We start from the raw sequence: 14750 nt of genomic DNA on the forward strand, positions 1-14750 counted from the left end.
TACTTACCGAAACTGACACATATTCAGAATTATCACTAACATTTGCTGCCAGAAGGACTGCGGCCGACACCTCTCCCTGACACGACTGCCCCTCCTCGTGGGAGATGAAACGACGGACCAAAGGGCCGGATGTGGTTCTTTCGCAGGCACATTGGTGCACACTCAAGGCGAAGACACCGTCGACTTCCATCTCACACCGGAGATCGACAAAGATTTCCATTGACGGCCGGACGACGGCATGTCACGATATGATCGTTCACAGACTATGTGCCGCCCGTCACACTCTCACGGGTCGCCTTTCCGGTTCGGTCGATTACAGCAGTCACCCGTTCATCGGCTGCACGAATCCCGGACCGAAGGTCACGGCACTTCCGCCGCTACCGAAGGAGCACACATGACAACCACACCGGCCGACGACGTACTCGGCACCGACACAGCCTCCGACACCGGGGGCCACCCCGCCTTTCCGTTCGGCCGTACGTGCCCGTTCGCGCCGAACGACAAGTATCAGTCCTTCAGCGACGACAATCTGCAGAAGGTGGACTTCAAGGGCACCCCCGGATGGCTCGTCACCGGGTACAACAACGTGCGCACGGTTCTCGCCGATCCCCGCATGAGCGTGCGCGGGATCGACGATTCCTCCCGCGGCGACGACGGCGAGCAGGCAGTTCCCGGATTCTTCGTCGCGATGGACCCACCGCAGCACGACGACCTGCGCAGGATCCTGGCGAAGGAGTTCACTCCGCGTCGCATGGCAGCGATGCGCCCGACGATCGAGCGGATCGCCAACGATTTGATCGACGAGATCCTCAAGTCCGACGAGCCCGTCGACATCATCGACGCACTCGCTCTGCCGCTCCCCTCGCTAGTCATCTGCGAGCTGCTCGGCGTCCCCTACGACAGGCACGACTTCTTCCAGGAACGCACCCGCGCCGTTCTCGCAGCCGGCAGCACCCCCGAACAGGTCGGCGCGGCCATCGGCGACGTCATGACCTACCTCGCCGAGCTGGTGACCATCAAGCAGACGAATCCCGGCGACGACCTGGTCAGCCTACTGGTCAAGCACATCGAGTCGGGCGACCTCGGCGTGATCGACGTCGCGGGCATGTCCACCTTCCTGCTCATGGCCGGCCACGAGACGACCGGCAACATGATTGGCCTCGGCCTGTTCGCGTTGCTCGAACACCCCGACCAACTCGCCGAGCTGCGCGAGGACCCCGAACTCATGCCGCAAGCTGTCGAAGAACTGCTGCGTCACCTCGACATCATCGGAAGCCTCCCCCGGACCGCGACCGAGGACCTCGAGGTCGAGGGCCAGCGGATCGCCAAGGGCGAACTGCTGATGTTCTCGACCGAGGCGGGCAACCGCGACCCGTCGGTGTTCGACGAGCCGGACCGCCTCGACTTCCATCGTGACGCAAGCCGACACCTGACGTTCGGACACGGGATTCACACCTGTCTGGGCGCTCCACTGGCGCGCCTCGAGCTGCAGGTCGTGTACTCGCTTCTCCTCGAACGTATCCCGACCCTGCGCCTGGCCGTTCCCGCATCGGACATCGGCCTCAAGAACGATGCCCGGATCTTTGGCGTCCACGAACTCCCCGTCACGTGGGACCGACCGTAACAGCCGACCACGAATCCGACGGAAAGGCGGGCACCACCATGGCGACCGACCATTCGCGCATCGACGACGAGTTCGATGCCATTGTCGAGACCGACGAATTCGACGTCGTCGTCGAGCGCGTCGAGTCCGCCGCCACCGAAGTCAAAACGCTCGTCCTGCGTCCGGTGACCGGCACGACGCTTCCCACATGGACGCCCGGATCGCATATCGATGTCCTCCTTCCGTCGGGACAGGTCCGCCAGTACTCACTGTGCGGTGATACATCGGATCGTCACGCGTGGCGGATCGCCGTGCTTCGGGAACCACCGGAGAGGAGTCGAGGCGGGTCCGAGTACATTCACACCGACCTGCATGCAGGTTCGAAGCTTCGAGTAAGCACACCGCGTAACAAATTTTCCCTCGTTGAGTCGACTCGATATCTGTTCATCGCGGGCGGCATCGGGATCACCCCCATCCTCCCGATGATCGCGCACGCCGACGAGCAGCACGCCGACTGGCGGCTCGTCTACGGTGGCCGGAACGCCGATTCGATGGCTTTTCGCGACGAACTCGTCCGGTACGGCGACCGGGTCGAGATTCTCCCCGAGGACCGCACCGGCCCGCTCGACCTGGACCATGTGCTCGGTATCCCGCGGTCCGACACCGCGGTGTACTGCTGCGGGCCGGCTGGACTGCTCGAGGCGGTCGAGAAAGGCTGCGGCTCGTGGCCGGAAGGTGCTCTGCACACGGAGCGGTTCGTTCCGGCTACCTCACACCCGGCGCCGGGTGACACTGCCTTCGAGGTCGTCCTCGCCAAGCAGAACCGCACGTTCGTCGTACCGTCGGACGAGACGATCCTCCGCACACTGGAATCGAACGGCGTCGACGTCCCGTCGTCCTGCCAGCAAGGAATGTGCGGACGCTGCGAGCAAACCGTACTCGAGGGAACTCCCGATCACCGAGACGAGATCCTCACCTCGGAGGAGCGAGCTGCGGGCGAATACATCCTGATCTGCGTATCCCGGTGCCACGACGATCGTCTGGTACTGGATCTGTGACTTCACAACATCATTCGACAAGGAGCAAGCAAATGGGCCGTGTAGAGGGAAAGGTCGCCATCGTCACCGGTGCAACCAGTGTCGAGCCCGGGGGCCTCAACATCGGTGGCGCTACCGCGACCGAACTGGCCGCCGAGGGAGCCCGCGTGGTTCTGGCCGATATCAATGTCGAAGGCGCCGAGCGACTTGCGGCGATCCTCAACGAGCGTCACGGGGACAAGACAGCGCTGGCGGTCGGCATCGACCTGCGGCACGAAGATCAGATCGAAAAGCTCGTGCAGCACACCGTCGACTATTTCGGCGCACCCGACATTGTTGTCAACAACGCCGGCATCTTTCCCGGCGACGACGGCGACGTCGCAACCATGGCCATCGAGGTGTGGGACAACGTGATGGCCGTCAACGTCCGAGCGGCGATGCTGCTCACCAAGCACGCGCTGCCCCACCTGCGCAAGAACGGCGGCGCAATCGTCAACACCTCGTCCACCCACGCCTTCGCGGGTGACAGCAGCCTGACCGGATACGGCGCTACCAAGGCCGCGCTCATCGCGCTGACGAAGTTCACCGCAACCCAGTACGGGAAGGAAGGGGTGCGCTGCAACGCCATCTGCCCGGGTACCACCACCACTCCCCCGGCGCAGGCACTACCCCAGGAGATCAAGGACATCTACGTCGGACACACGATGCGCCCGACACTCAACGGCCCGACCGAACTGGGCAAGGTCTTCCTGTTCCTCGCCTCCGACGACTCGCGCGGCATCAACGGCGAGGTGATCCGGGTGGACGGCGGTCTTCTCGCCCACCAGCCATTCGTCCCCGACATGCACAGGCTGGGCATGGTCACAGCACCGGATCAGTAACCGCTCACCACCACCCTCCCCTCGAACTTGCCCCTCACCCCTTCCTACGTGGGCAAACCGACTGCCGGTTCCGGCGTCGACTACTTCACGCGCGGAAGACGGTGTTTCCAGGATGAGCTCGACAATCCGGCAGGGACGTCCGTCGAATCGTCCACCGCGCATGTCACCGATGAGCAGGCGTTCCGAGCGTGTAGTGCCTCGCCGGGATCCGGGTAGGCCGTCACCCACGTCGTCCCTACCCGGATTCGGCCGACGAGGCTTCAACAGGTAACGATCGCCCCGCCCTGCGACTGACGAGCCCAACAGACCGCCCAAATTGAATTCAGGAAGCGAGATCTTCAGTATTGCGGGGCTGTTCACGAACTCCTGGTCGGCTACTCTCGCGGCCGCGACCGAAAATGCCGCGTCGGTACCCGACGGCGTCTCCGACATCGTGCCGGAGACTCGGTAGGGTCGCCAGTTCTGTTCCCTCCCAGTATGCTCGCATTCCTCTGCCGCATCCGAGTGAGTGCCTGCCTGGAGTGCGCCCAGCCCTGAAGTCAGGCCCGCCCTCGGCAATACAGATATCCACCGATCTCGAGGTGTTCTGCGTTACCCGGATCGATGTCAGCCCTCTCGCGTCCGCAAGGACCCCACGATCGACAGCCGCATCTCGTTGTGCTGCGCGTGACCTCGCGCGGCGCACGTCGACAAGCCCCATCAGTTGCCGTGTATCCCACAGCCACTCACTATCCGATTTGCCGACCGTGGCCGGACCCCTGCCGCGCGGTGCGATTGCAGTTTCCCTTTCCCCAAGGGGTTCGAAGCCCATCTGCCCGAGACACGAAGGAAACAAATGACGAAAATCCGAACGTCGTCGATCGTATGGCTCGCGATCGGCGTACTGATGATCGGCTCCGCCATGCTCGTCAGATGGATGGTAGTTCCCTCACTGAGCAAGTTGCCGGCCGACTTGGCTCAAAGCCAGAAGTACGAGGGCACGATGAGCGCGTTGAATCCTCAGGCATTCGCTGCCAACGATCTCACGAGTCTCATCACACCTGATCTGCCGATCACCGCGAACCGGTCACTGACCGTCGAAGCCACGGACGGCGACACTGCGATCGTCACCAGCAACTCCACGCTCACGCTGCCCGACGGGTCGACGCAGAAGGACGTCCACAGCTATGCCGTCAGTCGTGTGGACTATCGCCCCATCCAGTTGTCTGCTGAGCAACAGCAAACTCTGGTTCCCACGAACGCGCAGAACACCTTCGAGGACCACGAGGGCATTGCCTTCAGTTTCCCGATGAATCCTCAAACAGACGGTTACTTACTGTACGACTCCGTTACACGCAGCGGGCAGCAGGCAAAGTTCATCAGTGAGGGCACCCGCGAAGGTCGCTCGGTGTACAACTACGAGGTCAATGCTTCCGGGCCGATCACAAGTCCCAGCGTGATGGCGCAGTTCAAGGACTTCCCGCCACAGCTTCCGAAAGCGGTGATCGCGGGACTGCTTGGAGCCAACATCGTCCCTTTGGATGCACGAGCAATCTTGCACGACAATCTGGCAGGCCTGCCCGACACTGTCGACATCGGCTTCGGCAGTTCCAACGCAGTAAAGCTGGCAGTTGACACACAGTTCGGTGCGCCGCTGGACGTGGATCAAGTTCAGAGCATGTACGTAACGGTCCCGGTCAACGGCGTGAACGTTCCTGTGCTGCCGTTGTCGACGGTGCGGCTGCAGACCGCAGACAGTGAAGTCACCAAACTTGCCGACAACCTTTCGGAGAACGCCACGCTGCTGACAATCCTCGGAGTATGGCTGCCTGCCGTCATGGCGGTCGTCGGCCTCCTTCTGGTCGTACTCGGATGCAAACGATGGCGTCGCCCATTGGGCAAGGACACCGAACGACGCCTCGCGCACGTCTGAGGAGCGCGAAAGCTGACGCTGCCGCCGTATCGGACAACGCCAATGAGTCCGGGAAGCTTCGTAAAGACCTAAACCAAGTTGATCCGTAAGGCTCAATAGTCAGCGCTCGACCCTTCGATGCGCCGAACACATCAACCGGCCGGCCACCGAGTCGGAGCACCGGGGCGTCGACCCCGACACCCATCCAGACGCGTGAATCGACGACGGTACCGAGGGAAATTACTTAGCAAAAAGAGTTAGCACTCATGCCACTAGAGTGCTAAATTCTTATGGGGTCCAGGTCACAAGCTGGAGACCCTCGACCGAGTCGCGACCATCGACCACCGAAGCGGCCCTCGACAACGCCGCGCGAATTCGTGGACCGAACAGTCTCGAAGACGCTTCCGGTCCTGTAGAGCCGATTTGTTCCCGCCCACCCGACTCGTCAACCGTGAGAAGGAGGATCATGACCGCCGCCGTCCCCCACGGCCCCCGTGCCGACAACGGCGCGTGCTCCTCCGTCGACGGCAACGAGATAGGGAGGCAGCATGGTTCGCGGTTGCCCGCTGTGTCGATCGCCCTCGGCGCGCTGTCCGTTGCGTCGTTCTGGGTGGTCGGACTCGGCTTCCTTTGGGGAGTGGGCGCGGTGATCTGCGGCGCCGTCGCCACGTCGCGGTCCGCGGTGGCCGAGGACGAGGCGGCATCTTTGCGGGCCCTGCTGGGCGTCGTTATCGGCGTCGCAGGGATTACCGTCTCCGCGATCGCCCTGTTCCCCATGCTGGCGCAGCTGTGAGCCGCGATCGAGGGCTTATATCGCTGACGTCGAGCTCTTGATACTCGGCACGCCAGGAAGGGACCTGGGGGGCATTCGGCCGGACAGCGACCGACTTCGGGGCGAATCCGACCACCGATGCAACCGACCCGGATACACATCCGAGATGAGCTCCTGACCGGATACATCCGAGGGTCGTGGTGGCTTCAGTGACGCGATGCGACAACATCTTCGTCGAGAATCCCTTCGACGGGCGGACCCGCAGCGCGGCGAAGCGCGAGCGCATCGCCGCGGTCGGATTGGCCGGTCGGCCTTGCTGCCGCGCCGCCAGGTCACGGTCCGCAGGGCCTTACGTCCGGCCGCCAGGACCAGGTCCCTGCAGCTCGCGGCCGGGCCCGGATAGCGCGGGGTCGGTGGGCGTCCGCGGCCGCTGTAGGGCGGCGCCTCGAAGACCGCGTCGCCGGGATAGGCGCTGGCGGCGCCCCTGACGGCGACGACGTAGTCGATGCCGCGTTCGGTCAGCGCGAGCCGGAAGGCGGTGGCGTCGCCGTAGCTGGCGTCCGCGACCGCCGCCGGCACAATGCGACCCCACTCGATCAGCTCGTGATCATCTCGATCGCCATCTCCCACTTGGTGCGGTGATGCACGGCGAAAGGGGATCGCGGACTGCTTCCGGCGGGCGGCGATCGCCGGGATCGGCGACGAGGTGGCTTTCGCGACGAAACCCGAACTGGCGCATATGATGATCGGACGGTCCTCGATGCCTGTGTGCCGTTCGGGTGGTTGACCGGCGACGGGGCCTACGGGCAGGTCGGCAAGCTTCGGATGTGGCTCGAATCCCGTGGTGTGGACCATGTTCTCGCTCTTCCGAAGTCGCAGATGGTGATCTCGATGGAGTTGCGTCAACGCCGAGCCCACGCCGTGATCGCCGACCTGTCGGCGACCGGGTGGCAGCGGATGAACTGCGGCGACGGCGCCCACGGACCCAGGCTCTATGACTGGGCGGTCGTCGACATTCGGCCACTGCGCGAACGCGGTCGTGGCCACTGGTTGCTGGCCCGACGGTCGATCACCGAACCCGACGAGATTGCCTACTACATCTGCTACGGCCCTGCCGACACCGAACCCGCCGAGCTGGTCCGGGTGGCCGGCAGTCGCCGGGCGATCGAGGAGTGCTTTCAGACCACCAAGAACGAGACCGGACTCGATCACTACCAGGTGGGCGGGTTCCCGGCCTGGTACCGGCACGTCATCTTGTCGATGGCCGCGGCCGCCTTCCTGACGATCCTGCGTCGCGGCGCTCAAAAAGGGGATCTGAAACCGGTGTCCGAGAACTGATTCCTCTGACAATCAACGAGATCCGCCGATTGGTCAGCCGCGTCGCCTGTCCGTCGCGACACGCCCTCGTCCACGTCTGGCACTGGTCGAACTGGCGCCGCGCCAGCCAAGCCAGGGCCCGCGCCAGCCACTACAAACACCGACATCACGAACCCTCGTTGCAGTACTAATAGCTCGCGACGAATCTCACGCGGTCGCTGCGGCACGCACGGTTGATGTACACGGTGGGAGTGCCGTTCTCGTCGAGGTTGAGGCCGTCGCGCAGCAGTACCGGTGCACCCGCGGGCACACCGAGCTGTTCCGCCACGCGCGGCGAGGCCGCGGCCGCGGCGAACGACCGCCACGCCGCCTTGAGGCGCACGCCGTAGACGTCCCGCCATACCGTGTACAGCGGGACGCCGTCCTGCAGGTGCCGGTCGATGCCGGCGAACCGGCGATCGTCCATCCACACCGAGTTCGCGAACCAGGGTTCACCGTCGACCACGAGCACGCTGTCGACGCGACGTAGCCGGCGGCCTGGCAGATACTCCTCGGCCTGGGGTGCAGTGCCACCGAGCACGATCTCACTGCCCACGGGCGTCTCGCTCAACGTGCGGCCGACTGATATGAAGGCGGCGCCGAGTCCGTCGGGACCGCCGATGTAGCTGGCGGCGAGTTCGATGGGGAAGTGCTGGGGTGGCGGAGCCACGAAGGTGCCCGACCCCTGCCGCGCCACCAGTCGGCCCGCGCGGGTCAGCTCGCCGATCGCTTGGCGGACCGTGAGCCGGTTGACCCGGAGTTCGGCGGCTAGGTCGGTCTCGGGCGGCAGCCGATCGCCCGGCCCCAGCATGCCACTGTCGAGCCGCTGCAGCAGAACCTCCTGCACCTGACGATAGAGCGGCACGCGGGCCGGGGATCGTGTACTCGACATGAGGCAAAGTCTAGAGGACATTCTCGGGACCCCGCCCGTCGCGAAAGTCGCATCTGACCTGTTCAGAGCTCATTCATTTGCCGGACATCCGTGAGCGTGGTTTACGCTACTTGTCTAGATGAATATTCGGGCATCACTTCGAACACTTCTCGGAAAGGCCCCGCCCGTGAGCATCCACCCGACCCTGCGCCGCACCCTGGCCGCCGCCGCCTGCGCGGTCACGCTGTGCGGCGTCGCCGCCTGCGGCGACTCCTCCGCCCAGGACGGCGCACCCGATGTACTGAAGGTGGGGCTGCCGCCCGCGGAGGCCAACGCGGACCTGCAGGCGAAGTTCGCCCCGATCACCTCGCTGATCGCGGACGGGACGGGCACGTCGGTGGAAGTGAAGCCGACGAGCGATTACCTGTCGATCGTCGAGGCCATGCGGTCGGGCCTCATCGACGTTGCCGCATTCAGCCCCTTCCCCACCCCGCTCGCCGAGGCCGTCGCCGGTGTCGAGCCGCTCGTGGTGGCCAAGGGCGCCGCCTACAGTTCGGTGTTCGTGTGCCGCACCGGCACCGGCATCGACTCGATCGACGACCTCCGCGGCCGCAAGATCGCGTTCGTCGACGCCGGCTCCACCAGCGGCAACTACATTCCCAAGCTCCTGCTGAAGCGGGCGGGCATCGACCCCGACACCGACATCGAAGGCACCTACGCCGGCGGCCACGACACCGCCGAACTCGCGGTGAAGCAGGGCTCGGTCGACTGCGCCGCGGACGCCCGCTCCTCGTACCAGACGATGGTCGACAAGGGCGTCATCGACGGCACCGCTCAGAAGATCGTCGCCGAGTCCGACCCCATCCCGGTCTCACTGGTGATCATCGCGCGCAAGGGCCTCGACCCCGCGATCGAGCAGGGCATCGTCGACGCGTTCGTGGGCGGCGACAACACGGCGGCCCTCGGGGTGGTCGGCGCGACCAGCTTCGAGACGGCACAGGACAGCGATTTCGCGATCTTCCGCGACGCCGCAACCGAACTCGGTGTGAACCTCGAGGAGCTGTCGCGGAAATGACGACCACCCGACACGGAGTGCCTCGGGTGGAGGCCGACGCGGTGAGCTACCGGTATCCGGACGGCACCACGGCCCTGCACGAGGTGTCGGTGCGGGTGGCGCCCGGCGAGATCGTCGCGGTGCTCGGTCGCAGCGGCGCCGGGAAGTCGACGCTCATGCGCTGCCTCGCCGGTCTCGCGGCACCGACATCGGGGCGGGTGCTGCACGACGGAGTCGATCGCGGCGGGCTGCGTGTCCGCGCCAAGCGTCGTGCCCACGCGCGAGTCGGGTTGGTGTTCCAGGAGTTTCAACTCGTCGAACGCGCGACGGTGCTGTCCAACACGCTCATCGGGCGTCTCGCCTGTCAGCCGCTGCTGCCCAGCCTCGTGCACTTCGTCCGGCGCACCGACCGGGAGATCGCCGTCGAGGCCGTCCGCCGCCTCGGACTCGAGGAACAGCTCCGCAAGCGGGCCGACGCACTGTCGGGTGGGCAGCGTCAGCGGGTGGCCATCGCCCGCGCGCTCGCGCAGCAACCCGACATGCTGCTCGCCGACGAACCCGTCGCCAACCTCGATCCGGTTCTCGCCCGCGGCGTCGTCGACGACATCGTGCGACTCGCGCGCATCGAGGGACTCACCGCGGTACTGAACCTGCACGACGTCGACCTGGCCCGACACGTCGCAGACCGGCTGGTGGGATTGCGCGCCGGACGCCTCGTCTTCGACTGCCCCACCGCATCCGTCACGACCGCCGACCTCGACCTGCTCTACGCCGAACCCGACCGTGCGCTGGCGGGGGTGCGGTGACCATGACACTCGACACGAAGCCCGCCGAGCAGACCCCCTGGACCGCCGACCTCGCCGCGCTGCGACGGCCGTCCTGGAAGACCGGTGCCGGCGTCCTCGCCGCCGCCGTGCTGGTCCTCTGGTCGGGGCAGGCCACCGAGTTCTCCGCCGCTGCCCTGCTCGACGGGATCCCGAACATCACCGACTTCGTCGGCCGCATGTTCCCGCCCGACCTGTCCATCCTCCCGACCGCGATCACCCTGATGGGCGAGACCCTCGCGATCGCGGTCATCGGCACCACCATCGGTGTCGCCCTCGCACTGCCGTGGGCGCTGCTCGGCGCGCGTTCGGTCTTCGGTCAGGCCTGGCTCCACCACCCCGCACGAACGTCGATCAACATCACCCGGGCCATCCCCGAACTGATGTGGGCGCTACTGTTCGTCTCCGCGGTCGGCCTCGGTCCGCTCGCGGGCACCCTCGCCATCATCATCGGATCGGCGGCGGGCATGGCCCGGCTGTTCGCCGACATCTTCGAGACCATGGACATGCGGGCCTGGGAGGCGGCCGCCGCGGCCGGTGCCACCCGCTCCCAGCGCATCAGCTGGGTGCTGCTGCCGCAGTCCGTGCCGACCATCGCCAGCTACACCCTGCTCGTGCTCGACGGGAACGTGCGCGCCGCGTCTCTGCTCGGCATCGTCGGCGCCGGTGGCATCGGCATGGAACTCACCCAGCAACTCCGGCTCTTCGAGTACGGAAACGTCCTCACGATCGTCCTGGTCGTGCTCGTGGTCGTGGTGACCCTCGACCGCGCCGCCTCCTATCTCAGGAAGAAGCTCATATGACGGTGACAGACATCGATGTTCTCCCCAACCTCCGCGACCTGGGTGGGCTCCCAGCCGACGGCGGGCGCCGCACCCGTCCCGGAGTGCTCTACCGCAGCGCGCTGCCCGCGCCCGGTGACACACGCCCCACCGTCGTCGCCGAATGGCCGGTCCGGACCGTCGTCGATCTCCGCAGCCCCCGTGAGTTCGCCACCCGTGCACACCCGTTGCAGTCCGACGGCACCGCGGTGCATCTGATCTCCCTGCTCACCGACACCGAAGTCACCGCGCCCAGCCAGGGTGCCCGGCTCGCCGACATCTACCAGGGAATCCTGATCAACGCGGGGAAGCAACTCGCGGACGTCCTGCGGGTCGCGGCCACCGCTCCCGGACCGGTGCTGCTTCACTGTGCCGCGGGCAAGGACCGCACCGGAATCGCCGTGGCCCTCTTGCTGCGCATCGCAGGCGTCGAACCCGGCGACATCATCGCCGACTACGTCTTGACTAACGAACACATGCCGGCCGTCCTGGCGCGGATCACCCGCTTCGCTCCCGAACTCGGCCGGGCGCATCCCCACGACCGCGACCTCCGCGGCGCCGTACCCGACGCCATCGAAGGGGTCCTGTCGCACTGGGATACGCACCCCGGTGGGGTGCACACCTGGGTGCGCTCGCAGGGTGCCACCGACGAAACTATCCGGCTCTGGTCCGCGCGTTTCACCGAATGACAGGGCGACAGGTTCAACGCCGGTGATCTGGTCGCGGCGTCGTTTCCCATATTCAGGGATCAGCCGTCCCCGGGCAAGGCCGCACCGCCCTCTTCGAGACGTTGTCCGCGGGCCGTTGTATGGGCGAGAGGATTGCGTGCTGAACGACGGTGCCCGCATAGACCGCCGCCCACTTGTCGCGGTCAGGGTCTGTCGTCACTAGCGGTACTCGGGGCTCGATGTCCCAGGTTTCGGACCACCCAACACCGATCGTGAGATCGAACCGAATCTCCTTGGGAAGTACCGACCGGACTGGTTGATTGAGGTTGTCAGTCAGGCCGTCAGGACGGTGTAAGCCCATCGTTGGGGGCGAGAGCGGTAGTCAGCGCGGTCATCTGTGACTGGAGGTAGACCCGTGCGATGCCTGTCTTCTTTTCGACCAGATCGAAGCCGTGGTAGGCGCTGAGGTTGCCCCTCGGGAGTGGACACCGGATTTCATGCGGCGATTGACAGCGTAGACGACGCGATCAGTCGTTGTTCGAACTCCACCGGGGTGAGGTATCCGAGGGCGGAGTGACGGCGACGTCGATTGAAGTACGAGAGCCACTCGAACAGCTCCAGCCGTGCCTGCGACTTCGACCGGGAACACCGCTGTGGCGGGTGCACTGGACGCCATCGGCATATCCTCCGAATGCGTTTGGGCCGCAGCAACATTGCGCCTTGGGTCGATGCACGCACCCTCGATACCCGCGCGACTGTCATTTCGGCGCAGGGGCGTTTCGAGCCGGTCCACGACCGGGCGGTGTGCCCGGGTGGGGCCGCGCTGGGCGGTTACCTGTATCTCGGATTGTCGGTGGGTGCGGTGGTCGCCGAAGGGATTCTGCGTGGCCAGGACATTCCACCGGACTTGATCATCCGAAAGCGACTCTTGACCGGCAAGTCCTTGGCGCAGCTGGTGCTGGACGACGACGTCGACATCGCAGTCCTGGACGGGCAGCGGAACCTGATCCGACTCGGTCAGGATGCCTCCCTGACGGCGTGCACCTGGCGGGACTACGGGCAGACTCGTCGGACCGCGACCGATATTCTGACCAACACTCCCGCGGCGCAGGGGCTTCGATACGAGTGCCGACACGGACGAAACGAACTCGCGCTGATGCTGATCGACGGCCGAACGGCACCGGCGCTGACGGTGGTGCGCTCGGCGCCACTCGACGTTGACGGGTGGGCTCGGGATGCGGTGACTGCCTCGCTCCTTGATGACTTCGATCTGACGTTGGGGTAGTCGGCGGGAGATCCCGGCGAGGGCGGCGCGGGCGATCCTCGACACCCAGTCCGAGGCGTAGGCGCCGAACGCCCTCCTGGAGGCTGTACGCCCGGATCGGGACCAGGTCGACGAATCGGAGCCGCTGACCCCGGGGGTGGCCCGCCTGGGACCTGGAAATCGCCCTGTGAGCGCTGCCGGGGCTCGGCCGGACGAGGGCGACGAAGCTGATCGCCCGTGAACGTCCCCGGCTGTATCCGATCTGGGACTCGGTGGTCAGTGGGGTCCTGGGCACCGCCCGCGCACATCTGAACCCGGTCCGGGAGGCCCTCCGTGCCGATGACGGAGCGTTGCACCGCCGGTTGCTGTCGATCCGGGAGGAGGCCGGCTTCCCGACGAGGTCGCCGTGCTCCGCGTGTTTGATGTGATCGCCTGGATGGACGGGGAAGAACCGCGGCCTGGGAGAGCCTTCTGACCAGGGAAGGTGACACGTCCCGGCGCTGTCTTCGGCGGGTGCACGAGGATGATGGGTATGCGGATGAAGTTTCACGAGCAGCTGGACGAGCTGACGGACCGTCTGGCGTCGATGTGCCACCTGGCGGGGGATGCGGTCCGGGCGGCGACCGAGGCCCTGGTGCTATCGGACCTGCCGCTGGCGGAGCGGGTGTTCGACCTCAACGATCAGATCGAGGAGTTGCGCGGTCCGTGTGAGGACTTGGCGATGGCGTTGCTGGCGTTGCAGGGCCCGGTGGCGCGTGATCTCCGTCAGGTGGTCACCGGTGTGCACCTGTTGGCGGATCTGAGCCGGATGGGCGGGTTGGTGCAGCATGTGGCCGAAAGTGTCCGCCGGCGTCATCCCGAGCGCGTCGCTTCGGGTGTGGCGGAGGAGTTGCTCTCCGAGATGGGCGGGTGGCGGCCGAGTTGGCCGGTCTCGCCGAGCGGGTTCTGCGCACGCATGGTCCCGAACTGGCTGCCGAGATCGGTAGACGCGACGACGTCCTCGACGATCTGCATCGACGGTTGCTCACCTTGATCGAGGATCCGGCCTGGATCGGTACCATCCCGGCTGCGGTCGATGTGACCTTGTTGGGGCGTTTCTATGAGCGCTTCGGTGACCATGCCGTGGTGGTCGGGCGCCGGGTGATTTTCCTCGTCACGGGGGAACAGATGACCCGGTAGGTCGTCGCCGTCACGGGCCGCGTCGCCGCGGCCGATCCGAGTGTGGGCTTCGCCCTGCGGTTGGTGTGCGCGTTCCTGCGGTTGGTGCCGATGGCGGCGTTGGTGGTGTGGTTCTTGATGGCGATGGCGCTGTTCTTGGCGCTGTTCTTCACCTCCGATTGAACCTGCTATTCGGGTTGTTCGGTGTCGAGGGCGGCGGTGATGAGGTCGTGGACCGGAGGTTTCGAGGTTCTGGCCGGCTGTGCGGGCGGCGGCGTGGGCGCGGGTGTATTCGTCGTCGCTGAGCTGAATGTGGTGCGGTGGGGTCTGGTGTGGGCCTGTGGGCGAGTTCGCGCCTGGGGTGCTCGCGCATCTCGCTGATGCACCGCGGGTGTTCGTGCCGGCCGAGGCCCGGTCGCAAGCATCCGCTCCCCGGATCCTGCTGGGGGAAGGTCAGGTTCGGCGACGCTCGGCTGGCGTGGGTGGCGTGTTTGGTGCTTCGGCAGGAACATTATGCGGCACAATGAATGTCGGTGGCGGTGTGCTTGGG

The 14750-nt window shown here is 65.8% G+C and carries 13 protein-coding genes and 3 pseudogenes; 13 read left to right on the top strand and 3 right to left on the bottom strand.

From position 1 onward, the window contains the following. Window positions 1–394: 394 nt before the first annotated feature. From G9373_RS27290 to G9373_RS27310, 5 genes are all read left to right on the top strand, one after another. Window positions 395–1624: a cytochrome P450 gene (locus tag G9373_RS27290; protein WP_167117728.1), complete on the top strand. Its 1230-nt coding sequence runs from the start codon at window positions 395–397 to the stop codon at window positions 1622–1624. Window positions 1625–1662: 38 nt separating this feature from the next. Further along, a complete protein-coding gene (locus tag G9373_RS27295) occupies window positions 1663–2661 on the top strand; it encodes a PDR/VanB family oxidoreductase (RefSeq protein ID WP_167117732.1) in 999 nt (332 codons plus the stop codon). A gap of 32 nt (window positions 2662–2693) precedes the next feature. Next, window positions 2694–3521, top strand: coding sequence for an SDR family oxidoreductase (locus G9373_RS27300; protein WP_141471570.1), 828 nt, complete (start codon window positions 2694–2696; stop codon window positions 3519–3521). A gap of 835 nt (window positions 3522–4356) precedes the next feature. After that, window positions 4357–5433 (top strand): porin PorA family protein, encoded by a 1077-nt coding sequence (locus G9373_RS27305; protein WP_167117734.1) that lies wholly within the window; start codon window positions 4357–4359, stop codon window positions 5431–5433. A 445-nt stretch (window positions 5434–5878) separates the two neighbouring features. Then, window positions 5879–6205: a hypothetical protein gene (locus tag G9373_RS27310; RefSeq protein ID WP_206032677.1), complete on the top strand. Its 327-nt coding sequence runs from the start codon at window positions 5879–5881 to the stop codon at window positions 6203–6205. Window positions 6206–6220: 15 nt separating this feature from the next. On the opposite strand, the gene G9373_RS46700 is transcribed toward G9373_RS27310, so the two are convergent. Further along, complete coding sequence (locus tag G9373_RS46700) at window positions 6221–6814, bottom strand: transposase (protein WP_346842851.1); 594 nt, start codon at window positions 6812–6814, stop codon at window positions 6221–6223. Between the two features lie 58 nt (window positions 6815–6872). Here G9373_RS46700 and G9373_RS27320 point away from each other — a divergent pair. Further along, window positions 6873–7522: pseudogene (locus G9373_RS27320) on the top strand (IS701 family transposase); the annotation flags it as partial. 166 nt (window positions 7523–7688) lie between these two features. On the opposite strand, the gene G9373_RS27325 reads toward G9373_RS27320, so the two are convergent. Beyond that, window positions 7689–8432 (bottom strand): GntR family transcriptional regulator, encoded by a 744-nt coding sequence (locus G9373_RS27325; RefSeq protein WP_167117737.1) that lies wholly within the window; start codon window positions 8430–8432, stop codon window positions 7689–7691. A 166-nt stretch (window positions 8433–8598) separates the two neighbouring features. Between G9373_RS27325 and G9373_RS27330 the strand changes: the two genes are divergently transcribed. From G9373_RS27330 to G9373_RS27345, 4 genes are read left to right on the top strand one after another with little or no spacing between them, the layout of a single operon-like run. Beyond that, window positions 8599–9486, top strand: coding sequence for a phosphate/phosphite/phosphonate ABC transporter substrate-binding protein (locus tag G9373_RS27330; RefSeq protein ID WP_167117740.1), 888 nt, complete (start codon window positions 8599–8601; stop codon window positions 9484–9486). After that, window positions 9483–10271: a phosphonate ABC transporter ATP-binding protein gene (phnC, locus tag G9373_RS27335; RefSeq protein ID WP_167117743.1), complete on the top strand. Its 789-nt coding sequence runs from the start codon at window positions 9483–9485 to the stop codon at window positions 10269–10271. Before G9373_RS27330 ends, phnC begins: the two co-directional genes overlap by 4 nt. A 2-nt stretch (window positions 10272–10273) precedes the next feature. Beyond that, a complete protein-coding gene (phnE, locus tag G9373_RS27340; RefSeq protein WP_167117746.1) occupies window positions 10274–11092 on the top strand; it encodes a phosphonate ABC transporter, permease protein PhnE in 819 nt (272 codons plus the stop codon). Beyond that, window positions 11089–11799, top strand: coding sequence for a tyrosine-protein phosphatase (locus G9373_RS27345; RefSeq protein WP_167117749.1), 711 nt, complete (start codon window positions 11089–11091; stop codon window positions 11797–11799). The genes phnE and G9373_RS27345 overlap by 4 nt, the downstream gene beginning before the upstream one ends. A gap of 474 nt (window positions 11800–12273) precedes the next feature. Here G9373_RS27345 and G9373_RS27350 read toward each other — a convergent pair. Beyond that, window positions 12274–12417 (bottom strand): annotated as a pseudogene (locus tag G9373_RS27350) (integrase core domain-containing protein); the annotation flags it as partial. 52 nt (window positions 12418–12469) lie between these two features. Here G9373_RS27350 and G9373_RS27355 point away from each other — a divergent pair. The 3 genes and pseudogenes from G9373_RS27355 (at window position 12470) to phoU (ending at window position 14221) form a co-directional block, all read left to right on the top strand. Beyond that, on the top strand, window positions 12470–13063 hold the full coding sequence (locus G9373_RS27355) for a hypothetical protein (protein ID WP_167117752.1): 594 nt from the start codon (window positions 12470–12472) through the stop codon (window positions 13061–13063). Window positions 13064–13293: 230 nt separating this feature from the next. Then, window positions 13294–13470: a DUF6308 family protein gene (locus G9373_RS46705; protein ID WP_240960760.1), complete on the top strand. Its 177-nt coding sequence runs from the start codon at window positions 13294–13296 to the stop codon at window positions 13468–13470. 104 nt (window positions 13471–13574) lie between these two features. Then, a pseudogene (gene phoU / locus G9373_RS27360) lies at window positions 13575–14221 on the top strand (phosphate signaling complex protein PhoU). The last annotated feature ends 529 nt before the right edge of the window (window positions 14222–14750 follow it).

This window comes from Rhodococcus sp. A14, from assembly GCF_011603105.1.
Lineage (GTDB): Bacteria > Actinomycetota > Actinomycetes > Mycobacteriales > Mycobacteriaceae > Rhodococcus_F > Rhodococcus_F opacus.